The sequence below is a fragment of the Halorubrum ruber genome (genome assembly GCF_018228765.1).
Lineage (GTDB): Archaea > Halobacteriota > Halobacteria > Halobacteriales > Haloferacaceae > Halorubrum > Halorubrum ruber.
This window is the reverse complement of sequence record NZ_CP073695.1, coordinates 2119457-2145170: the sequence shown is the minus strand read 5'-3', so window position 1 is coordinate 2145170 and position 25714 is coordinate 2119457. Positions and strand designations below refer to the sequence as shown.

Below are 25714 nucleotides of genomic sequence, written 5' to 3'. Positions count from 1 at the left end.
GTCAGTCGTCCCCCTCGACGTAGGGGAGTCCGTCGACCGTCTCGTCGACCTTGCTCCGGTTCGAGTACATCAGGGCGGTAGTGTCCCAGATCCCCTCGACCAGGGCTTCCCGCATCGCGTCGTCGACGTCGACGTCGATGGTTGTGTCGCCGTAGGTGACGGTCTCGCCTTCGACGTCGACCTCGATGTCGCCGTCCGGGTTGGCCTCGATCCACTCCTGGAGTTCGACGGCCGTCTCGTGGTCAGTCGTGACCGCCGGAATGCCGAGCGACTTGCAGTTGTCGCGGAAAATCTCGGCGTACGACTCGCCGACGACGCCGTCGATACCCCAGCGCATCATCGCCTGCGGCGCGTGCTCCCGGGAGGAACCGCAGCCGAAGTTGGAGTTGACGACCGCGATCGACGCGCCCTCGAAGCGGTTGAGGGGGTGGTCGTTGAACTCGCCGTCGTCGTCCCGCCGGGCGTCGTAGAAGAGGTAGTCCGCCATGTTGTCGAACGTGACCTCCTTCATGAACTTCGCCGGCAGGATCTGGTCGGTGTCGACGTCGTCGCCGGGGATCGGAACCCCCGTGCCCGAGACGTCGGTGATGTGCTGGTCCGCGCCCGGGTCGGCGTCGGGGGCCATCAGTCGGCCACCTCCTCGACGCCGCCGGCGCCGCCGGTCGGCCCGTCGTCCAAGTACGCCCGCGCGTCGGCGACCTCGCCCTCGACGGCCGCGGCCGCGACCATCGCGGGGCTCATCAGGACGGTGCGGCCGTCCTTCGACCCCTGTCGCCCGATGAAGTTCCGGTTCGACGAGGAGGCGCACACCTCGTCGCCCTCCAGGGCGTCGTCGTTCATCGCGAGGCACATCGAGCAGCCGGCGCGGCGCCACTGGAAGCCGGCCTCGATGAACGTCTGGTCGATGCCGCGCTCCTCGCACTGCTGGCGGACGGTCTCGGAGCCGGGGACGGCCAGCGCGCGGACGCCCTCGTCGACCGTGTTGCCCTCCAGGATCTTCGCGGCCTCCTCGAAGTCGGAGAGGCGACCGTTGGTACAGGTGCCGAGGAAGGCCACGTCGACGTCGTAGCCGAGCATCGACTGGTCGGCCTCGATCTCCATGTGATCGAGCGCCTGCTCCGCGGCCTCGCGGTCGGTCCGGGCCTCGAAGTCGTCCGGGTGCGGGACCGGCTCCGATATCTCGATCACCTGTCCGGGGTTGATCCCCCAGGTGACGAGCGGGTCGAGCCCGTCGGCGTCGACGGTGACCACGTCGTCGTACTCGGCGTCGTCGTCGGAGGCGATCGACTCCCAGTACGCCTTCCGCTCCTCGAACGCCTCGCCCTCGGGGACGTACTCGCGGCCCTTCAGGTACTCGTAGGTGGTCTCGTCGGGGTTGATGTACCCGGCGCGGGCGCCGCCCTCGATGGACATGTTACACACCGCGAGCCGGCCCTCCATGTCGAGCGCCTCGATGGCGGGGCCGCCGTACTCGTACACGTGCCCGACGCCGCCGTCGACGCCGAGGTCCTGGATCACTTTCAGGATCACGTCCTTCGCGTAAACGCCCTCGCCGAGTTCGCCCTCGACGTTGACTCGGCGGACCTTCTGTTTGTCCGCCGCGATACAGCCGGTCGCGAGCACGTCGCGGATCTGGCTCGTGCCGATACCGACGCCGATGGAACCGAACGCGCCGTGGGTCGCGGTGTGGCTGTCGCCGCAGGCGACCGTCATCCCGGGCTGGGAGAGCCCCAGTTCCGGGGCGACGACGTGGGTGATCCCCTGCTTGCCGGACTCGAAGCCGAAGAACGTGATCCCGCTGTCGCTCACGTTGCGTTCGAGCGCGGAAAGCATCTCTTCGGCCTGGTCGTCGGCAAGGGGGCGCTCGCGCTTGTCGGCCTCGGTGGGCGCGATGTGGTCCGTCGTCGCGAACGTCCGGTTGGGGTACGCCACGTCGAGTTCCCGCTCGCGCAGCATGCCGAAGGCCTGCGGACTGGTGACCTCGTGGACGAGGTGGAGCCCGATGAACAGCTGGTCCTGTCCGTTCGGGAGCTCGGTGACCTTGTGGCGGTCCCACACCTTGTCGTACAGCGTCCCCTCGCTCATCGGGAGTCACCCCGGACCGCCGCGCCGCCGGCCGGCGGCGCGGGCTGCGACGCCGTTTCCGCCTGCGATACGCCCATCACGCGGTCACCTCGGCGCTCTCCTCCTCGTCCTCGTCTCCCGACTCCTCCCACGCGAACAGGCCGCGCAGCTCGTCGCCGACGGCCTCGATCTCGTGGTTCTTCTCCGCCTCGCGGAGCTGGGTGTAGGAGGGCCGTCCCGCCTGATTCTCAGAGATCCACTCCCGGGCGAACTGGCCGTTCTGGACCTTTTCGAGGACTTCCTCCATGTTCTCGCGGGCGTGCTCGTCGACGACCACGTCGCCCTGCGTGAGCCCGCCGTACTCGGCGGTGTCGGAGACGGAGTCCCACATCTCGCCGAGCCCGCCCTCGTACATCAGGTCGACGATGAGCTTCAGCTCGTTGAGACACTCGAAGTACGCCATCTCCGGCGAGTAGCCGGCGTCGACGAGCGTCTCGTACCCCTGCTTCACGAGCGAGGTGACGCCGCCACAGAGGACGGCCTGCTCGCCGAACAGGTCGGTCTCGGTCTCCTCGCGAAACGACGTCTCGACGACGCCGGCGCGGGTACAGCCGATCGCGGCCGCGTACGCGAGCCCCTCGTCGTGCGCGTCGCCCGTCGCGTCCTGGTACACCGCGAGCAGGCCGGGGGTCCCCTGGTCGTTCTCGTAGTTGCGGCGGACGAGGTGGCCCGGCGACTTCGGCGCGACCATCGTCACGTCGACGTCCTCCGGCGGCTGTATCTGGTTGTAGTGGATGTTGAACCCGTGCGCGAACTGGAGGGTGTCGCCCGCGTCGAGGTTCGGCTCCACCGCGTTCTCGTACACGTCCGGCTGGACGGTGTCGGGGACGAGGACACTCACCACGTCGGCCTCGGCGGCCGCCTCGGCGGGGGTCGCCACGCGGAGCCCGTCGCTCTCGGCGGCGCTCCGGGAGGAGCTGTCCTCGCGGAGGCCGACGATCACGTCGACTCCGCTCTCGGAGAGGTTCTGGGCGTGCGCGTGGCCCTGCGAGCCGTAGCCGAGGACGGCCACCGTCTTGTGGGCGATCGCCTCCTCGTCCGCGTCGTCGTCGTAGTATACTGTCGAATTGAACGTCTGCGTGTCGTCTTCGGTCATGTGTATCGTGTGAGTTCGCGTGTGTTCGCTGTCAGTCGTCGTGCGTCGTCGGTTCGCCGGCCGTTCCGGGTTTCTCTCCTGGGGCCGTGGGGGTGTCGCCGCGCGCGAGGGCAGTCGGCCCGGTCCGCGCGATCTCGACGATCCCGAACCGGTCGAAGGCGCCGATCGCGTTGTCAATGTTCGCCTTGTCGCCGGTGAGTTCGACGGTGATTGTCTCCGGGCCGGCGTCGACCGTCCGCCCGTCGTACATCTCGGAGACGGCGTGGACCGCGGCCGGGTCGTCGGCCTCGACCTTCAGCAGGACGAGCTCGGAGATGACCGCATCGCCGGCGACCTCGCCGACCGAGATGACCGGCTTCAGCTTCGCCATCTGCTTTTCGATCTGGTCGATGCCGGGGTCCGTCTCCTCGACGACCATCGTGATCCGCGAGTGGCCGTCGACGGTCGTCGGCCCGACCGTGAGGCTCTCGATGTTGAACTGGCGGCGAGAGACGAGCCCGGAGACGCGCGCGAGCACGCCGGGCTCGTCCTCGACCAGCGCGGAGATCACCGCGCGCCGCGACTCGTGTTCGGCCTCGACGACGGGATCGATCCGGATCCCTTCGAGGTTCCGGCGCCCCTCGGGGTGGTCGCGCTCGTCCGGCCCGGGCTGCTCGCCCGGGAGCGGTCGGGAGTCGGCGTCGGGAGTCGTGCGCGAGTCGGCGTCCGAGACGGCCGGCGCGTCGCCGTCGGAGGCGTCGCCGCTCATAGCTGGTCCTCCGCGGCCGCGAACTTCCCGTTCGCGCCGCCGCTCGGCACCATCGGCAGGACGTTCTCCTCGGGGTCGACGTGGAAGTCGACCACGGCCGGCCCCTCGTAATCGAGCGCCTCCTCGACGGCGGGCGCGACCTCGTCGTAGTCGTCGACACGCAGGCCGAGCGCGCCGAACGCCTCGGCGAGCTTGTCGAACTCGGGCATCCACGTGTAGTCGGAGGCCATGTGGCGGCCCTCGTAGAAGGCGTCCTGCCACTGGCGCACCATCCCGATGTACTCGTTGTTGAGCACGGCGATAGTGATATCGAGCTCCTCGCGGACCGCGACCGACAGCTCCTGCATCGTCATCAGGAAGGAGCCGTCGCCGTCGAAGCAGACCACGTCGCGGTCCTCCTCGCCCATCGTGTCGGCCGCGACGCGCGCGCCGACCGCGGCGGGCACGCCGTACCCCATCGTCCCGAGGCCGTGCGAGGAGACCCACGTCCGGGGCTCCGAGTACGTCCAGAACTGCGAGGCCCACATCTGGTGTTGACCCACGCCGGTGGTGACGATGGTGTCGTCGTCGGTCGCCTCGTCGAACGCCTCGACGACGAACTGCGGCTTCAGCGGCTCGTCGTCCGGCGTCGCGTACGTGAGCGGGTACGTCTCCTTCCACTCCGCGCACCGCTCGCGCCACGCCTCGGTATCGGGCCCCTCGCGGACCGCCGCCGTCAGTTGGTCGAGGACGCGCCCCGCGTCGCCGATCAGCGGGTAGTCGGCGTGGACGTTCTTGCTGATCTCCGCGGGGTCGATGTCGACGTGGATAACCTCGGCCTCGGGCGCGAACGTGTCGATCCCGCCGGTGAGCCGGTCGTCGAAGCGCGTGCCGACCGCGATCAGGCAGTCGGTGTGGGTGATCGCGAGGTTCGCGTAGCCGGTGCCGTGCATCCCCGCCCACGAGAGGCAGAGGTCGTCGCCCTCGGGGAACGAGCCGATTCCCGGCATCGTCGTCGTCACTGGGATCCCGTAGCTCCGGGCGAACGTCCGCGCCTCGTCGCTCGCGTCGGCCTTGATGACGCCGCCGCCGAACAGGCAGACGGGTCGTTCTGCCGACTCGATAGCGCGAGCAGCCTCCTCGACCGCCTCTTGATCGGCGTTCGGGTCGGGGTCGGTCCCCGCGGGGGGCGTCGCCGGACCGGGCGTCCGGTCGGTCTCGTCCTGCGTGACGTCCTTCGGGAGGTCGACGAGCGTCGGACCGGGCCGTCCGGCCCGCGACAGCTCGAACGCCTCGCCGACGGTGTCGCCGACAGTGTCCGCGCCGCCCGCGAAGTAGTTGTGCTTCGTGATGGGACGGGTAACGCCGACCGTGTCGGTCTCCTGGAACGCGTCGTTGCCGACGAACTCCGTGGGGACCTGGCCGGTCAGCGCCAGCATCGCGTCCGAGTCCATGTCTGCGTCGGCAATACCGGTGACGAGGTTCGTCGCGCCCGGGCCGGACGTGGCCATACAGAGGCCGGGCTCGCCGGCGACGACGCCGTACGCGTCGGCGGCGTGGGACGCGCCCTGTTCGTGGGCCATCGTCACGTGCCGGATCGAGGAGTCGTACAGAGCGTCGTAGACGGGCATGATCGCGCCGCCCTGAACGCCGAAGGCGGTCTTCGCGCCCGCGGCCTCGAGGGCGGCGACGACCGACTCGGCGCCGGTCGAAACGGGGCCTGCCCCCTGTTCCTCGTCCGGATCGGTCGGTTCGTCGGTCGCGGTCGCGTCGGCCGAGGCGTCGTCCGACTCGTCCGCGTCGGATCGCGGCTGTGCTGCTGTGTCGCTCATTGTCGTGGTGGTGTGCGGTGTGGCATCTGGCGGGTTGTCGTGTCGGTCGCTGCGAACGCGGGACAGACCGGGGCGCGGTTCCCGTCTCGGGAGCGGGTCTCCACGTGTGGGAACCGACCCGGTCGCCGGCGTTCGGCGGTGCGTCGCGTTGGTGAGGAAAGGGTAGTGTAGGGGGTTATACCCCTACAATAATCGGCGCGACGGCTCCCGGTACGCTCGCGCGCGCCGCGGCCGTGGTGTGCCGTCGCATCTCGCCCGGAGCAACGCGGCCGGGGTATAAATTCCTGTCGGGCGACGCGGCGCGCGGCACGGCGACGGGCGCCGCGGGGCCGACGCTGGCCCCGGTCAGAGTGCTCCCGCGACCGCCCTCGCGGTCGCTCGGGGGGCGCTCCGGTCGGGGAGGGGGTCATCAGACCCGGACCTCCTCCTCGCGCGTGACGTCCGCCTCCTCGGCGAACCGCTCGACGTCGCCGGCGGTCACCTGCCGCTTGCCGGCACCGTACTCCTTGACCCGCTTCGTAATCGCCCGGACCTCGCTGTCCGTCGGGTCGAAGCCGGCCTCTACCAGATGCTTGCGCACGCTGTGGGTGCCGGTGTGTTTGCCCAGCACGAACTCGCGCTCGGCGCCCACCATCTCCGGGGTCATCACGCCGGTCTCGAACGTGTCGGCGTTCTCGATGACGCCGGCGGCGTGGATGCCCGACTCGTGGGCGAACGCGTTCCGCCCGGTGACGGGCTTGTTCGCCGGCACCGGGATGTCCGAGGCCTCCTCGACGATCCGGGCCAGCTTGGTGATCTGGGTCGTGTCGATGCCGGTGTCGACGCCGTACACCGACTCGACGGCCATGACAACCTCCTCGTAGGCGGCGTTGCCGGCGCGCTCGCCGATCCCATTGACCGACACCTGCGCCTGCTCCGCGCCGTTCTCGAAGCCCATGACCGCGTTCGCCGCGGCCATGCCGAAGTCGTCGTGGGTGTGGACGTCGACGCGGGCGTCGGTCGCCTCGACGACCGCGTTCACCGTCTCGCCGAAGCTGGTCGGCATCCCGACGCCGCAGGTGTCGGGGATGTTGATCCAGTCGGTTCCCGCGTCGGAGACGGCCTCGACGATGTCGATCAGGTAGTCCGGATCCGTCCGAGTGGCGTCCATCGGCGAGAACATGCACTCGACGCCGGCGTCTTTCACCTGCTCGACGGCGTCGACCGCGCGCTGTTTCGCCTCCTCGCGGGTCGCGTGCATCGAGTCCTCCAGCTGAACGTCGCTGGTGGAGACGAACACGTGGACCATCTCGACGCCGGAGTCGATGGCGGCGTCGATGTCGCCCTCGACGACCCGCGCCAACCCGCAGACGGTGGTGTCCGTCGCGGCGGCGATGTCGCTGACGGCCTCGAACTCCGCGTCCGAGTTGACCGGGAACCCCGCCTCGATGACGTGGGTGTTCATGTCGTCCAGCGTCGCCGCTATGCGGCGTTTCTCATCGTAGCTGAACGACGTGCGTGGTGACTGTTCTCCGTCTCGCAGGGTCGTGTCGAAGATCCTGACAGGACCTATATCGACGTTAGAAGCTATCGTGCCCTGGAAGAACTCGATCCGCCGGGGTGTCCGACGAAGCCTCCGTGATGTCTGTCATCGGTTCACGACAAGACGGTCGGATACTTAACGGTTTGGACGATCGCAAAATCAGAGCGGACCGGCAGTTCGGTGGGCCGCGCACGGTGAGCGAAAAACCGCACGACTGCGCCCGAATCCATACACCTTAAACAGGTTATACACACACCGAGGATCGACCCCGTATTCCGATCCGGAACTGGGTTAATAAGTCGGATCGACGTTCGTTTCGTTCGGACGACGGTCGGCGCGCGGTGCGTGGCAGCCATCCGCACCGCCGGAGGGCTGCCGCCGCTCGGGGCGGACTGCGGACACCGTTACCGCCGAACCGCGGACACCGTTACCGCCGAACCGCGGACACCGCTACCGCCGGATCACGCACGCCGCTACCGCCCGAGCGCCTCCGTCACCTCGCGCCGGAGCTCGACGAGCTCGGCGTCAGCGCGCTCGCGGGGGCGGTCGATGTCGACGTCGACGACGGACGCCACCGTGCCGGGTTGGCCGCCGAGGACGACGACGCGGTCCGCGAGGTAGACCGCCTCCTCGACGTCGTGGGTGACGAGGACGACGGTCGTTCCGCGTTCCTCCCACACGTCGAGCAGGTGGTCCTGCTGGTCCGCCTTCGTCAGCCGGTCGAGCGCCGAGAACGGCTCGTCGAGCAGCAGCACCGAGGGGTCGTACGCCAGCCCCCGCGCGAGCGCGACGCGCTGCGCCATCCCCCCGGAGAGCTCGTCCGGGCGGCTGTCGGCGAACCCGTCGAGCCCGACCGTCTCGATAAGGTCGTCGACGCGCTCGCGGGCCGCGGGAGCGTCCGGGTCGACGTCGCCCGGGAGCCCGACCGCGATGTTCTCGCGGACGTCCGCCCAGTCGAGCAGCCGCGGCTCCTGGAACACCATCCCGACGGCGTCGCTGCCGCCGTCGCGCACGTCCGTCCCGTCGACCTCGACACGCCCGTCGAACTCGGCTTCGAGGCCGGAGAGCACGCGGAGCAGCGTCGACTTGCCGCAGCCCGAGGGGCCGACGACGGCGACGAACTCGCCGTCCGCGACCGCGAGGTCGACGCCGTCGAGCGCGACCGTGTCGTCGTACCGCTTCCGGAGACCGTCGACCGCGAGGACGGGATCTGCTTCGGCGGACGCGGCGTCGGCTTCGTCGGCCTCGCGGGTCGGTGTCGCGGCGTCGGCCTCAGCGTCCGACGACACGGTCTCTCACCTCCTTCACCGCGACGTCCGAGCAGTTGCCGAGGAAGGCGAACAGCAGGATCGACCCCACGATGATGTCGGGCCGCGCGAGGGTCCGCCCGTCGCTGAGCAGGAACCCGATCCCCTGGCTCGCCGCGATCAGCTCGGCGGCGACCACGAACATCCACGCCAGCCCGACGCCGCCGCGGATCCCGACGAGCAGGTCGGGGAGCGCGGCCGGGAACACGACCCGGCGCAGCGACTCGACGCGCCCGAGGTCGTACACCTCGGCGACCTCCAGCAGCTCCTCGTCGACCGCGGCGATGCCGGTCGAGAGGTTGAGGTACACCGGGAAGAACGCGCCGACCGCGATGAGCAGCACCTTCGCGGTCTCGCCGATGCCGAACCAGAGCAGGAACAGCGGCACCCACGCCAGCGACGGGATGTTCTTCAGGCTCTGGAGCAGGGGGTCGAGCAGGTCGCTCGCCGTCCGGGAGAGCCCAGTCGCGGTCCCGAACAGGCTGCCGACGACGATCCCAAGGCCGGCGCCGAGGACGACGCGCTGGACCGTGATCGCGACGTGACCCCACAGCTCGCCGGACGCCGCCAGCCCGTACAGCGTCTCCGCCACCCGCAGCGGCGCCGGCAGCTGGTGGGCCGCGAAGACACCAGTCGCGACGGAGAGGTGCCAGACGACGACGAGCGCGGCGGGGACGAGCAGCCCGAGCAGGGGGCGGAACCGCCTCGCGGCGGGGAGGGGAACCGGGCCGAGCCCGTGAGACTCGGCGCCGCCGGCCGACCCGCCCGCCGTCGACCCGCGGCCGGAGTCGGAGTCGCGGGAGACGTCCGACTCCCGGCGGGTGTCGGCGGCCATCTCAGACGACCTCGCTCGCGAACTCGGCGTCGATCAGCTCGTCGACGTTGCCGGCGGGGTCCGCGTCGTCGGTCACGAGGTCCTCGCGTTCGAGGATTGGTGAGAGGTCGGAGAGGAGTTCGCGGTGCGGCTCGCCCGGGATCGGCTCGGAGAGGTCGTTCCGCTGGGTGAACACGCGCTCCGCGACCGGCGCCGACATCTCGGAAGCGTCGGCGAGGATCCCCGCAGTCGCCTCGGGGTTTGCGATGGCCCACTCGCGGCCGCGCTCGTAGGCCTCGAGGACGCGCGTCGCGTCCTCGGTGCGGTCCGCAAGGAACCCGTCGAGGAAGTTCAGGAAGCCGTAGGTGTTGTACCGGGGCTCGCGGAAGAACAGCTCCGCGCCGTCGTGTTCGAGCTCCAGCTCCGCCATGTGGGGGTCGAGCCCGGCCCACGCGTCGACGTCGCCGCGGACCAGCGCGGACTGTCCCTCCGGGTGCTGGAGGTTGACGACCTCGACGTCGTCTTCGCTCAGCCCGGCGTCGCCCAGCGCCTGGAGCAGGAAGAAGTACGGGTCGGTGCCGCGCGTGGCGGCGACCCGCTTCCCCTCCAGGTCCGCGACCGACTCGATCCCGGTCTCCTCGAAGGTGACGAGCGCGGTCCACTCTGGCTCCGAGTAGACGTACGGCGTCGTGATCGGCACGCCGTTCGTGCGGGCCATCAGCGCCGCGATGCCGGCGGTCGAGGAGACCTCGGCTTCGCCGCTCTGGGCGTACTCGTTCGCCTGGTTGCTCCCGAGGCTCAACACCCACTCGACGTCGGTGTCGGTGTCCGCGAACGCCTCCTCGAGCCAGCCCTTCTCGCGCAACACGAGGCTGACCGGGTTGTAGTACGCGTAGTCGACCGTCACCGTCCCGGATTCGCTCCCGCCCCCGACGCAGCCGGCGACGAGCGAGCCGCCGATCGCCGCGCCGGTACCGCGCAGGAATTGTCTTCGTTCCATCGTGACTCCTGCTACCGGTGCCACTCATAAGGGGATATGGCTATGGAGAATATTCAACTCCGGCTATGATGTTCTATGGTTATTTAATTTTGTCAATGAGTGGGGTTCACACGGTCCTTGAACGTCGCCTCACGGCGCCTGACGGCTCGTCGTGCGTCTCCGACCCGACCTCACGGGTCGGCGAAGCAGTTCGGCTCGCGTTCCGGGTGCCGGATCATATTGCTGGTTGTTGGCGCCGCCGGCGCCGTCGACCGCGAGAAACCACCGACTGCGCCGGCCGGGCGGTCCGCCGCCGCAGCTACATCCCCATGTCAGCTGCGGCGTCCGGCACCGGGAGGTCGGGGACGTCGACGCCGAGCAGTTCGGCGGCGTGGTCAAGCGCCATGTCGAACCCGTAGTACCGCTCTAATTCGTCGCCGTCGGGGCCGGACCGGACCTTCAGCATGGCGTACCCCTCGGCGTTCTGCGCGACGGTCGCCTCGCGGCCGTCCCGCGAGAAGGTGAGCAGGCGTTCGCCGTCCGTCTCCTCGTAGCGGGCCGCGACGCCGTTCGCCGTCGCGGTCTCCGTGTCGGTCATACCCGTGATAGGGGCCGGTCCCTGTCGAACCTGTCGGTCGTTATCGGGGGCCCCACCCGTGGAACTCTGTCCCCGGCTCCAGTTCCAGATCGAACGCGTCGATCATCCCGCCGAGCGCGTCGTACCCTTCGGCCGTCGCGGCGATGCCGACGATCGTCTCGTCGTCGTACAGCGCCGAGATCTCGTCGTGGGCGACCGCGTCGACCTCACTGCGGACGACCGCGAGCGCGTACTCGACCAGCGTCGTCTCCCCGTCGCCGAAGGGCCCGGTGTCCCCGCGGCCGAGCGCCGCGATCTCGTCGTCGTCGATCCCCACGCCGCGGGCGATATTGACGTGCTGGTGCCACTCGTAGCGGTTTCCGACCTCGCTCGCGACCGCCAGGATGACGAGTTCGCGCTCCCGCTCGGTGAGGCCGCTGTCGGCCCACAGCGACCCGAGGAACGACCTGAGGCCCGCTAACACCTCGGGGTTGTTGCCGATCGACTGGTACACGTGGAGCGGTTTCCCCTGAAGCGACGACTCTAGGAGGTCCTCGTACTCGTCCGGCACGTCCGCCGCCTCGGCGTAGGGAACGCGGGCCATGGCGACCGGTCGCGGCGGCGGAGCATAGGTGTACGCGACTCGGTATCGTTCGCCGCGATCGCTACGTCGCTGGCCGCGATCGCTACGTCGCTGGCTGCGACCAGTATCGATGCAGCCGGTCGGGCCTGGATCGAGGAGCCGTCGGCGCGGTGTCGCGGCGATTCGCGATGGCAAGCTTAAGGGACGCCACGCACCAACTTGCGGTAATGAGTACCGAGGTGACCCGCCGGCGGGCGTGGGTGATGGCCGCGCGTCCCCAGACGCTCCCTGCCGCGGCCGCACCGGTGATCGTCGGCGTCGGGCTGGCGCTTGCCGACGGGGTGTTCGCCCCGCTTCCCGCGCTGGCGGCGCTCGTCGGCGCGGCGCTGATCCAGGTCGGCACGAACTTCGCGAACGACTACTACGACGCGATCCAGGGCGCCGACACCGACGACCGCGAGGGGTTCACCCGCGTCGTCGCCAGCGGCCTCATCGAGCCCCACGAGGTGAAGCGGGCGATGTGGCTCACCTTCGCTGCCGCGATTCTCGTGGGGACCTACCTCGTCGCCGTCGGCGGCGTCCCGATCCTCGTGATCGGGCTCGCCTCCGTCGCGGCCGGAATCGCCTACACCGGCGGCCCGTACCCCCTCGGCTACCACGGTCTCGGCGACCTCTTCGTGTTCGTCTTCTTCGGCGTCATTGCGGTGATGGGGACCTACTACGTCCAGACGGCGGCGCTCCTTTCTGGATGGTTCCCCGTCGGCATCCCGGCCGGCACCGTGACGCTCGCGGCGCTCGTCGCGAGCCTTCCGATCGCCGCGCTGTCGACGAACATCCTCGTCGTCAACAACCTCCGCGACCGCGAGGAGGACGCCGCGACGGGCAAGCGCACGCTCGCCGTCCGGTTCGGCTACCGGTTCGCCCGCGCCGAGTACCTCGCGATGCTCGCCGCCGCCTACCTCGCCCCGCTGTGGTTCGTCGCGCGCGGCGAGGGCCTCGCGACGCTGCTCCCCCTCGTCACCCTCCCGCTGGCGGCGGCCGTCGCGCGGACGGTGCTGACCGAGACCTCGGGCGAGGCACTCAACCCCGCACTCGAATCGACCGGCAAGCTGCTCGCGGCGTACGCCGTCGCGTTCGCCGTCGGCCTCGCGGTGTGATCGACGACGATCCCCGCGGCGAGAGTCCGGTTCGCGCGATGCGACACCGGTCGTTCGCGCTCGACCTGATCCGCCCGCTCGGCACCGCCCGCGGAGCGATCCGTCGGCGAGAAGGGTTCCTGATCGCGGTCGAACGCGGGAGCGACGGGGACAGCGCGGGGGGCGACAGAGGCGGCGCGGTCGGCCTCGGCGAGGCGACCCCGCTTCCGGGGTGGACGGAGTCACGCGAGGCGTGTGCGGCGGCGCTCGACGGAGTGGGCGGGCAGGGTGGGTCCGAGTCGCCGCTGGAGGTACTCGACGCGGCGTCGACGCCGGCCGCGCGACACGGCATCTCCCTCGCGCTCGCCGACGCCGCCGCCCGCGACGCGGGAGCGCGACTCGCGGACCGGCTCGCGGACGCGGCCGGTGTAACCGCGACGCCCGCGGATGCCGTCCCGGTCAACGCGACCGTCGGCGACGGGTCGCCGGACGAGACCGCTGCCGAGGCGAGGCGGGCGGTCGATTCGGGGTTCGACTGCCTCAAGCTGAAGGTCGGTGCCCGCGACGTCGACGCGGACATCGAGCGCGTCCGCGCGGTCCGCGAGGCGATCGGTGACGCGGTCTCGCTCCGCGCGGACGCGAACGGCGCGTGGGACCGGGAAACAGCTCGCCGCGCGCTCGACGCGCTGGCCGCGTTCGACCTCGCGTACGTCGAACAGCCGCTCCCGGCGGACGACCTCGACGGGCTGGCGGCGCTCCGCGAGCGCGGCCCGACCGACGGCGCGGGCGGCGCGGTCCGGATCGCCGTCGACGAGTCGGTCGCGGCCCGCGGGGTCGACGCGGTGCTGGACGCGGACGCCGCGGACGCGGTCGTTCTCAAGCCGATGGCGCTCGGCGGCCCGGACCGCGCGCTCGCGGCCGCGTTGCGGGCGCAGCGGGCGGGCGTCGACCCCGTCGTCACCACCACGATCGACGCGGTCGTCGCGCGGACGGCCGCAGTCCACGTTGCGGCCGCGACACCCGACGTCCCCCCGTGCGGGCTCGCGACCGGGTCGCTGCTCGACGAGGACTTGGCGTCCGATCCCTGTCCGATCGCGGACGGGCAGATCGCGGTCCCGACCGGTCCGGGGCTCGCGGGCGGCGCGTTCGAGGACCTGCGGCGGTGGTAGCGGACGCGGATCTGACGCCGCTCGGGCTCGTCTCGGGCACGACCCGGGCGACTGGGGCCCCGGCTCGCCGCAGGGGGACGGACTTTTCACCACGACCGGCGAACGGAGGCGTATGAGCGAGTGGACCGACGCCATCGTCGGCGAGCGGATGACCGTCGACAACCAGTTCAACGAGCGCGTCGCGGCGTCGCGCTTCTCCAGCCAGGAGTGGGGACTGATCATGACGGCCACGGAGTTCGAGATCGAGAACGCCGACGACCCCGAGGCCGCCCGGGTCGTCGCAGACACGTCGAGCCTCCCGGCGATCATGCCCGAACTGGAGAACCTCCGGTCGCAGATGGCGGGGATGGGCGGCGCTCCCGGCGGCGACGGCGCCGGCGACTCCGGCGGGTCGGGCGGCGTCGTCGACTCGATCAAGGGCGCGCTCGGGCTCGGCGGCGGGGGCGGATCCGGCGGTCCCTCGGACGAGGAACTGGAGGCCGCCGAGCGCCTCGTTCAGGAGTACGCCGACGAGCTACAGGCGCACTTAGAGGAAGTCGGGAAGTGGGAACAGGTCCGCGTCGCGTATCAGGAGTAGCCGACCCCGCAGTTCGGCCGCTCGGCGGCCGCTCGCCCCGGCTCGTTACTCCACGTCGCTACCGCGGAACAGAGTGAGCTCCTCCGCCTCGTAGATGCTGATGAGCTCGCTGACGATCTCGTCGTACTCCTCGTCGTCGACCCGGAGCGCGTCCAGCCGCTCGACCGTCTCCTCGTCGAGGTGTATCTGGGGCATACGCGGCGGTTCGTCGTCCGGAGAATAAAAGATGTCGGCGGAAACGAGGTCCCGGGAGCGCCCGACAGGACCGCTGCGGACCGGACCGGTTGTCGGCCGTGGACGGGGAGTTAGTCGTGGCACTCGGAATCGGCGCGGAGTTCGGTCGGAGCGTCAGCGCTCGAATCGTCGGCCGCGAGCGCCCGGCGAGCCGACTCTTCGACGTCCTTGACCGTAAGATCGACATTCGGGGACACGAACTGACCGTTGAGGAACAGCGTGGTGTCGGGCTCGGTCGACCAGTCGACCACCACTTCGGAGGGGAGGGTCGGCCGCTCCGTCGGGTCGCGACCGATGAGCCGGGTCTTGTCATCGAAACAGTCGTACACGATCTGATGCTCCGCTCCGAGCCACGAGGCGGGGGAAAGCACCGTTCGCCACGTGAGGCGGTGTTCCGATTCCGTCACGGACTCGAAGAATGAGAGCCGGGGCGTAGGGGGATTCGGAGGGACCACGACCGTAGCGGAGTCGCCCGCGAACCGGACGGGGGACCGACCGGAGAGTTGTAGCGTAGCGAGGGACGTGTCGAGCGCGAGACCCACGGAGGCAAGTAGCTCAACTAGCGTTCGTATCCGGTCGTCCGGAATCCGACCGTCGATCACCGCGGAGCCGGTGCCGCCGCGTCGGACCGCGTCGGCTCCGATCGCGACGCTTTGGCTCCCCTCGAAGACGCTAACCGCCGGGGCCGACCGACCGTCCGCGGCCGCGCGGCGAGGGGTCTCGACCGGATCGGAGTCCGCGACCGGGGTTCCCCCGTCGAGGGGGAGGTCACAGTACAACAGGTCGATCGACGGGTCCGAGAGCACCTCTACGACGGTGTCCGCGGTCGGCGTTTCGAGAACCGAAAGCGACCCGACGCCGGCGGCGAGCGATGGGGTCGTGAGCGCCTCGTGAAGTCGCTGCGCTCGGTCGGCGGACTGGACGAGGAGGGTGACGTTCGCTTCCCCGGGGTTCGGAGTCTTTCGCCGAAGCGCGTGTTCGTACCCTGCCGGGAGCGCTGCGGCGGTCCACGCCGGGAGCGGGTCCGCGTCCGGGTCCGGTACCGGGCCGCCGTCGCGTGGGGGTGACCGCAGACTGTCGGTCGGCCGATCCGCCGTCGTGAGCCCCACTGGGTCTCCCGTGCGTGTCCGCTCGGTCGAACCGCGGACTCGGACGGGTGCGAGGACGTGCGCGAGGTGGGGCAGGACTTCCGCGCTCGCGGGACCGGGACGAAGTACCGCCTCAGTCGACCACTCGGGGGTATACGGTGCGACAGTCTCAGGGTCGACTTCCATGTACTCCATCAGCCGCTCGCTGGGTGAGAGCTCGTCCAGATTCGGCGGATAAAACGGGAGCTGAGCTCCGACCTGATCGTACTCCTCCCTGTCGGAGAGCGTGTAGCCGTCGGTCCGCACGAGCGTGTCGAGGAAGAACCACGTGCGCAGCAGTTCCTCGGCTCGCTCTTCGAGCCCGCGACCGTCCGTCGGGAGCCGCTCCGTGTATCCGTTGTCGAGCCGGACGGCCGGTACCTTGCCGATCGTCATCGGCGCGCCGAGGTAGTACGCGAGCGTCGAGAGGCGGTACACGTCGGCGTACGTCGGTCGGACGACGACCTCGACGCCCGTGTCGGGGACGGTCAACGGGCTCGGAATGTCGAGCGATTCGCCTCGCCGGATTTGAGGGGGATACCCGCGCAGCGTCGGCCAGGACCGCTCCGCGGAGAACTCCCGGATCGACGACCCCAACACCGACACCGCCTCCGCGAGGGCCTCCGGATCGTCGGGGACGGTGATCGTCGCCTCCGGACGAGTGTGGAGCGACCGCGCGCCGAGGCTGACGGTCGTCGGGCGGTCGAGCGCGACCTCGACCGGGTCGGAGCCTTCGACCCCGCTCACGGAGAGTTCTGCGTCTTCGAACCTGAGGGACGCCTTCGTCACGCCAGTGATCTCGATACAGTACGATCCACGCGGGAACTCCATCGGTTCGCTGGGCCGCCCGATGAACTCGCCCCCGTCGTCTCGGACGACGATCGACGTGTACTCCGGAACGGTAAGCGATTCCGCCTCGAAACTGACCGCGTCGTCGACCGGAGACGGGAATAACGCGGGCAGCGCCGGACTGAGATCCGGCTCGCGGTCGACGCCGAGCCGCATCTCCTCGCCCTCGATCACGTCCCGGACGGTGAGCGTCGTCCCGTCGACCTCGAACGCGATGCGCCCCCCGGATGCCCCGTCGTTCACTGGATTAGTCTGATTCGCCAACACGTATGAGGTTGTTGGTAATTATCTCGTTTCGGAGTTCTGAAGCGTGCTACCGTGGTTCTTGCTCGCTTTCGTCCAACCCTGACAACAATCTTAACATCGGCCGACTCGGACGAGTACGCATGGACGGGCCCGGATCGGAACCGATCGACCGCGCGCTCGCCGCGGCGTTTCCTGACCGCGAGGTCGACCGGCTGACCGGCGTCGGCCCCTCCTGGAACGGCGCCAACGAGACGGTCGGCGTCGTCTTCGCCGACGGTGAGCGAGGGTTCCTCAAGGTCGCACTCGCCGACGAGAGCCGCCGGCTCGCCCGAGAGCGCGCCGTGCTCGGATACGTGGGGGAACACGGGCCACTCGCGGTCCCCGAGGTGCTGGCGGCCGACCCGGACGGCGACCCGGCGTACCTCGCGACGGCACCGGCGCCCGGCCGAGGGCTGTTGGGCGTCTACGAGGCGGCGAGCGGCGACGAGCGCGAGCGACTGCTCCGCCGCGTCGGGGGCGCGCTCGCCGCGCTCCACGCCGACCGGTTCGAGAGCCACGGGGAGATCGTCGGCGCGGGAACGGAGACCGGAAGCGCGGCGGAGGGAGCGGTGACGGCGGACGCCGACGCGCCGACCGGACTCGCGATCGAGTTCGCGTCGTGGACGGACGTGCTGCTCGCGACGGTCGAGCGGACGCGTGAGATCGGCACCTCCGAGCGGCTCGCGGACCACTACGACGCCGTCGTCGACTGCGTGCGCGCGAACCGGGACCTGCTCGACGGCGCGCCGGCGGCGCTGCTCCACGGCGACGTCACGAAGCCGAACCTCTTCGTGACGGCCGAAGGCGGCAGGGCGGACGCAACCGCTACCGACGACCCGGGCGTCGCGGCGATCGACTGGGAGCTGTCACACGTCGGCGACCCGGCTCGGGACTTGGTGCGCGCGGAGGACCAGCTGCTCAACGGGTTCGACTCGACCGGCCCGGACCGGTTCGTAGCGGCCCTACGAGAGGGCTACCGCGAGCGTGCGGGGTCGCTGCCGGAGGGGTTCGACCGACGGCGGCCGGTCTACGAGGTCATCAGGATGCTCGGGCGCTCGGAGTTCATCGATCAGTGGGTACCGTACCTCGACGAGCCCCTCGATGCCTTGGTCGAGCGGGCGGACGCCGAGCTGCGGGCGCGGCTCGACGCGGTCTGAGCGCGGCTCCGATGCGGCGAAAGCGCCGCTCTACCGGTTCCACGCGGCGTCGTCGGGATCGATCTGGCGTTCTTCGGGGTCGAGCCCGTCGATCTCATCGAGGTCGGCGTCGGGCAGGTCGACATCGACTGCGCGCAGGTTCTCCCGCAGGTGGTCGCCTCGCCCCTTCGGGATCGGCACGATCCCGCGATCGAGCGCCCACGCGAGCGCGACGACCGCCGGCGAGAGGTCGTTCCGCTCCGCGATTTCGAGGATCGCCGGGTCGTCGAGGATCTCCCCGCGGCCGAGCGGGGAGTAGCCCACGAGCCGGTGGTCGAACTCGTCGGCGAGGGCGCGCAGTTCCGGCTGCCGGAACCGCGGGTGACACTCGACCTGGTGGGCCGCGATCGGCGCGTCGAGGATCTCCCGGGCCTCGCGCAGCAGGTCGGGGGTGAAGTTCGAGACGCCGACGTGGTCCGTCACGCCCGCGTCGCGGAGGTCGTCGAAGGCGGGCAGCGTCGCCTCCGCGTCGTACGCCCGGATCGGCCAGTGGACGTACAGGAGGTCGACCCGGTCGAGGCCGAGTCGGTCGAGGCTCTCGTGTGCGGTCTCGCGCACGTCCTCGGGCGCGAGGTTCTCCGGGTGGACCTTCGTGGCGACGACCACGTCGTCGCGGTCGACGTCGCTCGCGGCGATCCCCTCGCCGACGGCGGCCTCGTTGTCGTACATCTGCGCGGTGTCGACGTGGCGGTAGCCGGCCTCCAGCGCCGCGGCGACGGTGTCGGTACAGGTCTCAGGGTCGTCGAGCCCGGACGTTCCGAGCCCGATCGACAGGTCGAGCGGTGGCACGAGTTTCGCTTTCGAGCGCGAGGCCAAAAAGGCGCGCGAGCCGGCACGCCGCGATCCCGCGGCTTCGTGCGTGTCCCGCGTGCCTGCTGCGTCCCGCACCATTAATCCGTCGCGTCCGTAGGACCGGTCGATGGCGACCGGCCCCGCGCTCCCCTCGACCCCGGAGCCGCTCCCGCTTGGCGCGCTCTCCGACCCGCTCCTCGTCGACCCCGGACCGCGGCTGCTCCACGCGGTCGTCGAGGCGTACCGCGAGGCCGCCCCGGCGCTCGTCGAGCCGACCGTCCAGAATCTGTCAGGTGAAGCTGAGGGGGACGTCGAGGGCGGCGAAGAGGGCAACCTCGACTCGTGGGAACTACCGACGCTGAAGGTGGTCGCGGGCGAGAGCGCGATCGACGTCGCGACGGCCGGGTTTCGACCGGCGAGCCGGCTCGCGGCGCTGCTCGACGCGGACCTGCTCGATCTCCGGGTCCTCGACGCGCCGCAGCCGAACCCGGTGCTGGCGGGGGCGGAGACGGGGTTCGCGCTGGTGGAATCGGTGGACCGTGACGCGGCCGGAGCGCCGAGTCGGTGGCACCGCGTCGGCGACGACGCCTCGCTCCGCGAGCGGTACGCCTCGGCGTTCGCGGCGGCCGAGCCGTACGGGCTCCGAACGCCGAGCCGGCGGCGCGTGTACGAGGGGTTCGCGGCGCGGTGCGACGAGTCGGTCGCGACCGCGGTGCTTCGCGCGCTCGACGTTGAACCAGCGGGGAACGGGGGTCCCGACCCGGAGGAGACCCGAATTCGCGCCTACGCGGTCGGCGCCCGCGAAGGCGCCCTCGACCGCACCCTCCGACGGGCCTGCGAGGACGCCGGGCTCGGGAGCCCCTCGACGTTCACGCGAATAAAACGGCTCCTTCGCGAGGCCGACCTGATCGAGACCGTCTCCGAGCCGCAGCCGGTCGGGCGCCCGCGCGAGCGGCTCGCGGCGCGGGGCGCGCTCGCGGCGGCCGAGACGCCCGAAGAGACGGTCGCGGCGGTTCGCGGTGTAACGGAGTGAGAAGCGTTCGGATGCCCGTCTCCGGGCGTCATCCCGGACGGATCAGTCGTCTTTCGTCTTGATGTCCGCCGAGAGCCCCTGCGCCATCTCGATCTCCTTCGAGTTGTTCAGGGTCCACGCGGTGCGGTCGGTGACGGCCTCGATCGCCTCCCGGGCGGAGGGGTAGCCGTTGCCGGACTTCTTCACGCCGCCGAAGGGCAGCTGGACCTCGGCGCCGATGCACGGGAGGTTCCCGTACGCCAACCCTAACTCGGCGCGGTCGCGGTAGTAGTTGATCTGCCGGTAGTCCTCGGAGATGATCGCACCCGCCAGCCCGTAGTCGGTGTCGTTCTGGATCTCGACGGCCTCCTCGATGTCGCCGTCGTACTCCATGAGCGCGACGTGGGGCCCGAACACCTCCTCGTGGGTACACGTCAGGTCGGCGTGGGCGTCGGCCTCGTAGACGAACGGACCGACCCAGTAGCCGTCCTCGTGGCCGTCCGGGATCTCCTCGTCGTCGAGCTCGGTCCGGTCGACGAGCACGTTCACGCCCTCCTCGCGGGCCGCCTCGTTGTTCCGGGTGACCTTCTCGCGGTGTTCTTCCTCGATGAGCGGCCCCATGAAGGTGTCCTCGTCGAGGGGGTCGCCGACCGCGACCGACTCCGCGACCTCGACGAACCGCTCCTTGAACTCGTCGTACACGTCCGTGTGGACGATCAGGCGCTCGGAGGAGACGCAGCGCTGGCCGGTGGTCTTGAACGAGGACATCACTGCGGAGTGGACTGCGACGTCGAGGTCCGCCTCCTCGGTGACGACGATGGCGTTCTTGCCGCCCATCTCGCAGGCGGCGCGCTTGCCGGCGACGCCGCCGAGCTTCTCTTGGATGTGGTGGCCGACCTCGGCCGAACCGGTGAAGATGACGGTGTCGACGTCGTCGTTCTCGACGATCGCGTTGCCCGCGTCGCCGAACCCCTGGACCATGTTGAACACGCCGTCGGGGATACCGGCGTCGTCGAACATCTCCGCGATGATCTGCGCGCACCACGGCGTCTGCTCGGCCGGCTTGAAGACGACGGTGTTCCCCTCCACCAGCGCGATGGCCATGTGCCAGTAGGGGATCGCGACGGGGAAGTTCCACGGCGTGATGCAGCCGGTGACGCCGCGCGGCTTCCGGCGCATGTACGCGTCCTTCGAGGGGATCTCCGAGGGGACGATGTCCCCCTTCGGGTGTCGGGCGTCGCCCGCGGCCCACTCGACCATGTGCGCGGCCTCGACCACGTCCGCTCTCCCCTCGCTGATCTCTTTGCCGCACTCCTTCGTGACGATCTCTCCGAGCTCGTCGGTCCGGTCGCGAAGCTCGTGGTACACGTCCCAGAGGTACTCCGCGCGCTGGACCCGCGAGAGCTCGCGCCACTCCTCGAACGCCGCGTCCGCGGCGTCGACCGCGCGGTCCACGTCCTCGGGGGTTCCCTGGCGGAACTCCCCGAGCGTCGCTCCGGTCGCGGGGTTCTCGCTCTCGAAGGTCTCGGACCCGTCGCCGTCGACCCATTCGCCGTCGATGTAGTGCTGGTAGGGCTGCGCCATGTTCGGGACATCCCGTCGGCACGTCCAAATAACCCACCCTACCATGGTCGGCAGGGTCTTCGTGGTTCGCTACCAAGGAAAGGTGAACAATGGCGACAACCGACGCGGACGGGGCGGGAGAGTGGGCCGGAACCAGGCTCACGCTGGACCTGTGGCATCCGAACTGCTGGGCGATCGAGGCGACGGGCCGGACCGGCGGCGGCGTGTTGGCACACGCGATATACAACTCGCCGCGGGCCGAGAGCGACGCGCCGAACACGGTGAACGGCCTGTTCACGGCGTTCGGAGACACGAACGAGGAGGTCGAAGCGCTGCTCGACGCGATCCGCGAGTCCGACCGCGCGGGAAACCTCTTGGAGCTACAGGAGCGGTTCGGGCGCGCCCGGGACGCCCCGGGCAACGTCGTCCGCGAGTTCTTCTTGGAGTACGACCCGGCCGACATGGTGTGTCCGACGCTCTTAGAACACGGCTTCGTCCACAGCGCGCCGGTCCGGATCGAGGGCGGACGAGAGGAGTGGCAGGTGTGTTTCGTCGGCGAGCGCACCGATATCCGAGAGTCGCTCGACGCGGTTCAGGAGGCGGCCGGCGCGGAGGTGACGGTGGAGTCGATGTCGTCGTCGGGCCACGCGGGACGAACTCCCCGCGAGCAGCGGCTCGACACGCTGACCACGACCCAGCGGAAGGTGTACGAACACGCCCGCGATGCGGGCTACTACGAGTGGCCCCGAGAGGCGTCGACGCGCGAGCTCGCCGAGGACATGGACGTCTCGAAGACGACGCTGCTCGAACACCTCCGGAAGGCGGAGTCGAAGCTGCTGGACCCGTGATCGGCGGTGTCGACAGCGGAGCGAGTGTTACACAGCGTCGGTTGCGATACGATATTTAAATACCCGCGAGCGATAGCGGCGATTGTTTATAAATGGCAGGCGGTGGCGCGCCCCGGTGAGCGGCCCGGAGGGCCGCGAACCGACGGCGCGAGGGAGTCGCTGGCGGCGGTCGCCGCCAGCGACGAGGCTGGGGAGGCGTGAGGTGCTGTGCGGTCGCAGTCGGGTGGGACTCAAAGGGGCAGTCGCGAGGACGGCGCAGGTGACGTAAGGACCGCAAGGAGCGAGCGAAGCGAGCGACTGAGGACCGCAGCGAGCGTGCGCCGTCCTCGCGACTGGGGCTTTGGAGGTGTTCGCCGCCGATCTGCTAGCGGCTATTTATAAGCGAGCGACTGGGGCTTTGGAGGTGTTCGCCGCCGATCGGCTAGCGGCTATTTATAAGCGAGCGACTGGGGCTTTGGAGGTGTTCGCCGCCGATCTGCTAGCGGCTATTTATAAGCGAGCGGCTGGGGCTTTGGAGCGTCCGTCGTCGGTCCGTCAATCACTTATAAAAATCTGACCGCATCACCACACTCCGATTGACAGATCGTAACGCCGGATCGCCAGTTCCTGACCCGATTCGTTCAGCAGTTTTCGAGGCGGAGCCTCCGGCCTCAAGGAGCGAGGGGTTCCGACGCTCAGTCGGAAGCGCGACGCGAGTAGGCCGGAGAGGAAGCCGACACGAACTTTCGCAACCACTATGTTACACCATATCTCACTGCCAGCTAGTGCTGTGCGTCCACAAGTGGCGCGCAGTACGGGCCGCAGTAGCCCGGCCCTGAATGGTGGGTTTGTCGACCCCGAAGGGCGTCCGGTAGGCGGGGCGCACAAGACGCCCCGTCGCGCCAACCGAGGGCGAAAACCACATCAAAGCCCCACCCTCAACGAGCGAGGCCGCAAGGCCGAGCGAAGTAGGGTGGGGTCGGTTACTTCCCGACGATCGCGCGCAGCGCGAACAGCGCGTTCGACTTGCGCTCCCGGATCCGCCGGTAGAAGTAGGAGAACCACTTAGATCCGTACGGGATGTACTGGTAGACTTTCACGTCGTCTTCGGCGGCGAGTTCGAACTGCGCCGACTCCCGGACGCCGGTCAGCATCTGCACCTCGTAGGGGGTCCCATGGTCGGCGTACAGCTCCTTCGCGTACTCGATCATCGCGGGGTCGTGGCTCCCGACGGCGACGCCGTCGTCGAACGCCTCGAACATGTACGCGAGGCAGTCGCGGTACGACTCGTCGACGCGCGCCTTCCTTTTATACGAGATCTCGGCCGGCTCGTCGTACGCGCCCTTGACGAGTCGGACCTTCCCCGGGAGGGCGGCGAGCCGTTCGAGGTCCTCGCGGGTCCGCTTTAAGTTCGCCTGGACGCAGACGCCGACGTTGCCGTCCGTCTCGACCGCGTGCCGTTCGAACGCGTCGAGCGTCACGTCGGTGGTCTCGTGGTCCTCCATGTCGATCCAGACGAAGGTGCCCGTCCCGTCCGCTCCGGTCTCCGCCGACCCGGTCGCGGACGGCGCGTTGGCCGCCTCGACGATGCGCGCGAGGTTCTCCTCGAAGACGTCGTCGCCGATGTCGAGGCCGATCTGACTCGATTTGACGGAGACGCAGGCGTCGACGTCGCGCTCCGCGATCGCCTCGACGAGGTCGACGTACGCGTCGGCGTCGGCGTCGGCTGGGGGCCGTTCCTCGTAATGTTCGCCGAGCAGGTTCAGGATGCCGGCCACGCCGCGGTCGTTGAGCCCCTCGACGTGAGCGAGCGCCGCCTCCGGCGTCTCGCCGGCGACAAAGTTGCTCGCGATGGGCGGGATCATGCGATCACTGCGGATCCGGAGCGGTATATATTGGCACCCGACCAATCGTTCCAGAAATATATTTTTGTATAAAACGTTTCCAGTGCCACTACCAGCCGATTCATCGATCTGCCCCGCTCGCCCCGACCATGGACGGGCCGGGGTTAAGGTAGCCGAATGTGCTCGGGACTATCGGATACATATGTCACGGGATACCACGGACATGACGGATCGGCGGACGCTGCTGAAACTGACCGGCGGTGCGGGGCTCGTCGGACTGTCGGGCTGTCTCAGCACGACCGACGACGGCGGCGACGGCGAGAACGGGAGCGACGGCGACGACGGCGGCGACGGCAGCGATGGCAGCGACGGCAGTGACGGCGGCGACGGAAGCGACGGAGACGACGGGGAGACTCGACCGAGGCCTACGAGATCGGGATGGTCGACTCCCAGACCGGGTCGCTGTCGGCGTTCGGCGAGCGGAACCAGCGCGGCGTCAACCTCGCGCTCTCTCGCGTCAACGAGATCGGGATCGACGGGCGAGACCTCGATATCGTCGTCGAGGACTCCGAGAGCGAGAATCAGGGCGGGATCGCCGCCGCCCAGAAGCTCGTCAACCAGGACGGCGTCCCCTTCCTGATCGGCGCGGTCGGCTCCGGCGTCTCGCTGGCCATCTACGAGAGCGTCGTCGAGGGGACCGACGTCGTTCAGCTGAGCCAGAACTCCACCGGACTCAACCTCACCGAGTTCCCGGGACTGCTCCGGATGTCGCCGTCGGGACGGAGCCAGTCGCTCGCGCTCTCGAACCTCATCACCGACGACGGCTACGACGAGGTGGCGATCACCTACGTCAACAACGACTACGGCCAGAGCCTCACGGACGCGTTCGTCGACGCGTACGAGGGCGAGGTCGTCTACAACACGCCCCACGACCAGGACCAGCAGTCGTACTCCGGCGTCATCTCGGAGATGAACAGCTCCGGCGCCGACGCGTGGCTGTTCATCACCTACCAGGCCGAGTTCGCGACGATGGTCAACGAGGTGTTCTCCTCGGGGTACGAGGCGCAGTTCTACGGCGCCGACTCCGTCTCCGGCGACAACGTCTTGGAGAACACCCCGGAGGGGAGCATCGAGGGGATGAAGATCGTCGTCCCGTCCGCGCCCGTCGAGGAGGAGAACTACCAGTCGTTCGCGGACGCCTTCGAGTCCGAGTACGGCCGACAGCCGACCTCGTGGGCGGCGTACGCGTACGACTGCGTGATCAACGCCGCGCTCGCGATCCAGGCCGCGGACGAGTTCACCGGCGAGGCGCTCCAAGACACCGTCCGGCGCGTCTCCGGCCCGGAGGGCGAGGAGGTGACCTCCTTCGAGGCCGCGAGCCAGATTCTCGCGGACGGCGGCGGGCCCGACGACGTCGACTACCAGGGGTCAGCGGCCCCATCGACTTCGACGAGAACGGAGACCCGGTCGGCTTCCTTCAGGTCCTGGAGGTCCAGGACCACGAGTACGAAGGCATCGACTTCATCGAAGGCTAATCTCGAC

23 protein-coding genes and 1 pseudogene are annotated in these 25714 nt (G+C 69.6%); 8 read left to right on the top strand and 16 right to left on the bottom strand.

All coding sequences use genetic code 11. From position 1 onward, the window contains the following. Position 1 precedes the first annotated feature (1 nt). The 11 genes from leuD to J7656_RS10525 form a co-directional block, all read right to left on the bottom strand. A complete protein-coding gene (gene leuD / locus J7656_RS10575; RefSeq protein ID WP_017342913.1) occupies positions 2 to 625 on the bottom strand; it encodes a 3-isopropylmalate dehydratase small subunit in 624 nt (207 codons plus the stop codon). After that, positions 625 to 2085 carry a 3-isopropylmalate dehydratase large subunit gene (gene leuC / locus J7656_RS10570; RefSeq protein ID WP_017342914.1) on the bottom strand — a complete coding sequence of 487 codons (1461 nt, stop codon included), beginning with the start codon at positions 2083 to 2085 and terminating at the stop codon, positions 625 to 627. Before leuC ends, leuD begins: the two co-directional genes overlap by 1 nt. Before the next feature lie 76 nt (positions 2086 to 2161). Continuing rightward, on the bottom strand, positions 2162 to 3220 hold the full coding sequence (gene ilvC / locus J7656_RS10565) for a ketol-acid reductoisomerase (protein WP_211553269.1): 1059 nt from the start codon (positions 3218 to 3220) through the stop codon (positions 2162 to 2164). Positions 3221 to 3251: 31 nt separating this feature from the next. Continuing rightward, positions 3252 to 3968 carry an acetolactate synthase small subunit gene (ilvN, locus tag J7656_RS10560; RefSeq protein ID WP_211553268.1) on the bottom strand — a complete coding sequence of 239 codons (717 nt, stop codon included), beginning with the start codon at positions 3966 to 3968 and terminating at the stop codon, positions 3252 to 3254. Next, positions 3965 to 5779: a biosynthetic-type acetolactate synthase large subunit gene (ilvB, locus tag J7656_RS10555; RefSeq protein ID WP_017342917.1), complete on the bottom strand. Its 1815-nt coding sequence runs from the start codon at positions 5777 to 5779 to the stop codon at positions 3965 to 3967. Before ilvB ends, ilvN begins: the two co-directional genes overlap by 4 nt. A gap of 409 nt (positions 5780 to 6188) precedes the next feature. Beyond that, a complete protein-coding gene (locus tag J7656_RS10550; RefSeq protein WP_425490625.1) occupies positions 6189 to 7370 on the bottom strand; it encodes a LeuA family protein in 1182 nt (393 codons plus the stop codon). A gap of 404 nt (positions 7371 to 7774) precedes the next feature. After that, positions 7775 to 8590: an ABC transporter ATP-binding protein gene (locus tag J7656_RS10545; RefSeq protein ID WP_017342919.1), complete on the bottom strand. Its 816-nt coding sequence runs from the start codon at positions 8588 to 8590 to the stop codon at positions 7775 to 7777. Continuing rightward, positions 8574 to 9443, bottom strand: a complete 870-nt coding sequence (locus J7656_RS10540; protein ID WP_017342920.1) for an ABC transporter permease — start codon at positions 9441 to 9443, stop codon at positions 8574 to 8576. The genes J7656_RS10545 and J7656_RS10540 overlap by 17 nt, the downstream gene beginning before the upstream one ends. A gap of 1 nt (position 9444) precedes the next feature. After that, positions 9445 to 10422, bottom strand: coding sequence for an aliphatic sulfonate ABC transporter substrate-binding protein (locus J7656_RS10535; RefSeq protein ID WP_017342921.1), 978 nt, complete (start codon positions 10420 to 10422; stop codon positions 9445 to 9447). 298 nt (positions 10423 to 10720) lie between these two features. Then, a complete protein-coding gene (locus J7656_RS10530; RefSeq protein ID WP_017342922.1) occupies positions 10721 to 10999 on the bottom strand; it encodes a DUF7111 family protein in 279 nt (92 codons plus the stop codon). Positions 11000 to 11039: 40 nt separating this feature from the next. Next, complete coding sequence (locus J7656_RS10525) at positions 11040 to 11582, bottom strand: carboxymuconolactone decarboxylase family protein (RefSeq protein ID WP_211553267.1); 543 nt, start codon at positions 11580 to 11582, stop codon at positions 11040 to 11042. A gap of 206 nt (positions 11583 to 11788) precedes the next feature. On the opposite strand from J7656_RS10525, the gene J7656_RS10520 reads away from it, so the two are divergent. From J7656_RS10520 to J7656_RS10510, 3 genes are all read left to right on the top strand, one after another. After that, positions 11789 to 12718, top strand: a complete 930-nt coding sequence (locus J7656_RS10520; RefSeq protein ID WP_211553266.1) for a 1,4-dihydroxy-2-naphthoate polyprenyltransferase — start codon at positions 11789 to 11791, stop codon at positions 12716 to 12718. After that, positions 12715 to 13866, top strand: coding sequence for a mandelate racemase/muconate lactonizing enzyme family protein (locus J7656_RS10515; protein ID WP_017342925.1), 1152 nt, complete (start codon positions 12715 to 12717; stop codon positions 13864 to 13866). The genes J7656_RS10520 and J7656_RS10515 overlap by 4 nt, the downstream gene beginning before the upstream one ends. Before the next feature lie 112 nt (positions 13867 to 13978). After that, a complete protein-coding gene (locus J7656_RS10510; protein ID WP_017342926.1) occupies positions 13979 to 14443 on the top strand; it encodes a DUF5799 family protein in 465 nt (154 codons plus the stop codon). 45 nt (positions 14444 to 14488) lie between these two features. On the opposite strand, the gene J7656_RS10505 is transcribed toward J7656_RS10510, so the two are convergent. Both J7656_RS10505 and J7656_RS10500 read right to left on the bottom strand, forming a co-directional pair. Continuing rightward, complete coding sequence (locus tag J7656_RS10505) at positions 14489 to 14638, bottom strand: DUF7557 family protein (protein WP_017342927.1); 150 nt, start codon at positions 14636 to 14638, stop codon at positions 14489 to 14491. Between the two features lie 110 nt (positions 14639 to 14748). Beyond that, on the bottom strand, positions 14749 to 16896 hold the full coding sequence (locus tag J7656_RS10500) for a hypothetical protein (protein WP_017342928.1): 2148 nt from the start codon (positions 16894 to 16896) through the stop codon (positions 14749 to 14751). Positions 16897 to 17039: 143 nt separating this feature from the next. Here J7656_RS10500 and J7656_RS10495 point away from each other — a divergent pair, with 143 nt between their 5' ends. Continuing rightward, positions 17040 to 18095: a phosphotransferase family protein gene (locus J7656_RS10495; RefSeq protein ID WP_017342929.1), complete on the top strand. Its 1056-nt coding sequence runs from the start codon at positions 17040 to 17042 to the stop codon at positions 18093 to 18095. 30 nt (positions 18096 to 18125) lie between these two features. Here J7656_RS10495 and J7656_RS10490 read toward each other — a convergent pair whose 3' ends face one another. Beyond that, positions 18126 to 18923 carry an aldo/keto reductase gene (locus J7656_RS10490; protein ID WP_211553265.1) on the bottom strand — a complete coding sequence of 266 codons (798 nt, stop codon included), beginning with the start codon at positions 18921 to 18923 and terminating at the stop codon, positions 18126 to 18128. A 130-nt stretch (positions 18924 to 19053) separates the two neighbouring features. Between J7656_RS10490 and J7656_RS10485 the strand changes: the two genes are divergently transcribed. After that, the gene (locus J7656_RS10485) at positions 19054 to 19959 is read left to right on the top strand and encodes a transcriptional regulator TbsP domain-containing protein (RefSeq protein ID WP_211553264.1); all 906 of its coding nucleotides are present in this window, start codon (positions 19054 to 19056) and stop codon (positions 19957 to 19959) included. Between the two features lie 42 nt (positions 19960 to 20001). On the opposite strand, the gene J7656_RS10480 is transcribed toward J7656_RS10485, so the two are convergent. Then, a complete protein-coding gene (locus J7656_RS10480; RefSeq protein WP_017342932.1) occupies positions 20002 to 21522 on the bottom strand; it encodes an aldehyde dehydrogenase family protein in 1521 nt (506 codons plus the stop codon). 89 nt (positions 21523 to 21611) lie between these two features. Between J7656_RS10480 and J7656_RS10475 the strand changes: the two genes are divergently transcribed. Beyond that, complete coding sequence (locus J7656_RS10475; protein WP_211553262.1) at positions 21612 to 22349, top strand: helix-turn-helix domain-containing protein; 738 nt, start codon at positions 21612 to 21614, stop codon at positions 22347 to 22349. Positions 22350 to 22695: 346 nt separating this feature from the next. After that, complete coding sequence (locus J7656_RS10470; protein ID WP_249191454.1) at positions 22696 to 22905, top strand: hypothetical protein; 210 nt, start codon at positions 22696 to 22698, stop codon at positions 22903 to 22905. A gap of 406 nt (positions 22906 to 23311) precedes the next feature. On the opposite strand, the gene J7656_RS10465 is transcribed toward J7656_RS10470, so the two are convergent. After that, positions 23312 to 24193, bottom strand: coding sequence for a proline dehydrogenase family protein (locus J7656_RS10465; RefSeq protein WP_211553261.1), 882 nt, complete (start codon positions 24191 to 24193; stop codon positions 23312 to 23314). Between the two features lie 181 nt (positions 24194 to 24374). On the opposite strand from J7656_RS10465, the pseudogene J7656_RS10460 reads away from it, so the two are divergent. Continuing rightward, positions 24375 to 25707: pseudogene (locus J7656_RS10460) on the top strand (ABC transporter substrate-binding protein). The last annotated feature ends 7 nt before the right edge of the window (positions 25708 to 25714 follow it).

Coding starts and splice junctions, on each gene's coding strand:
- leuD (WP_017342913.1), bottom strand. CDS start 625: ATGGCCCCCGACGCCGACCCGGGCGCGGACCAGCACATCACCGACGTC.
- leuC (WP_017342914.1), bottom strand. CDS start 2,085: ATGAGCGAGGGGACGCTGTACGACAAGGTGTGGGACCGCCACAAGGTC.
- ilvC (WP_211553269.1), bottom strand. CDS start 3,220: ATGACCGAAGACGACACGCAGACGTTCAATTCGACAGTATACTACGAC.
- ilvN (WP_211553268.1), bottom strand. CDS start 3,968: ATGAGCGGCGACGCCTCCGACGGCGACGCGCCGGCCGTCTCGGACGCC.
- ilvB (WP_017342917.1), bottom strand. CDS start 5,779: ATGAGCGACACAGCAGCACAGCCGCGATCCGACGCGGACGAGTCGGAC.
- J7656_RS10540 (WP_017342920.1), bottom strand. CDS start 9,443: ATGGCCGCCGACACCCGCCGGGAGTCGGACGTCTCCCGCGACTCCGAC.
- J7656_RS10535 (WP_017342921.1), bottom strand. CDS start 10,422: ATGGAACGAAGACAATTCCTGCGCGGTACCGGCGCGGCGATCGGCGGC.
- J7656_RS10530 (WP_017342922.1), bottom strand. CDS start 10,999: ATGACCGACACGGAGACCGCGACGGCGAACGGCGTCGCGGCCCGCTAC.
- J7656_RS10525 (WP_211553267.1), bottom strand. CDS start 11,582: ATGGCCCGCGTTCCCTACGCCGAGGCGGCGGACGTGCCGGACGAGTAC.
- J7656_RS10520 (WP_211553266.1), top strand. CDS start 11,789: ATGAGTACCGAGGTGACCCGCCGGCGGGCGTGGGTGATGGCCGCGCGT.
- J7656_RS10510 (WP_017342926.1), top strand. CDS start 13,979: ATGAGCGAGTGGACCGACGCCATCGTCGGCGAGCGGATGACCGTCGAC.
- J7656_RS10505 (WP_017342927.1), bottom strand. CDS start 14,638: ATGCCCCAGATACACCTCGACGAGGAGACGGTCGAGCGGCTGGACGCG.
- J7656_RS10495 (WP_017342929.1), top strand. CDS start 17,040: ATGGACGGGCCCGGATCGGAACCGATCGACCGCGCGCTCGCCGCGGCG.
- J7656_RS10485 (WP_211553264.1), top strand. CDS start 19,054: ATGGCGACCGGCCCCGCGCTCCCCTCGACCCCGGAGCCGCTCCCGCTT.
- J7656_RS10480 (WP_017342932.1), bottom strand. CDS start 21,522: ATGGCGCAGCCCTACCAGCACTACATCGACGGCGAATGGGTCGACGGC.
- J7656_RS10475 (WP_211553262.1), top strand. CDS start 21,612: ATGGCGACAACCGACGCGGACGGGGCGGGAGAGTGGGCCGGAACCAGG.
- J7656_RS10465 (WP_211553261.1), bottom strand. CDS start 24,193: ATGATCCCGCCCATCGCGAGCAACTTTGTCGCCGGCGAGACGCCGGAG.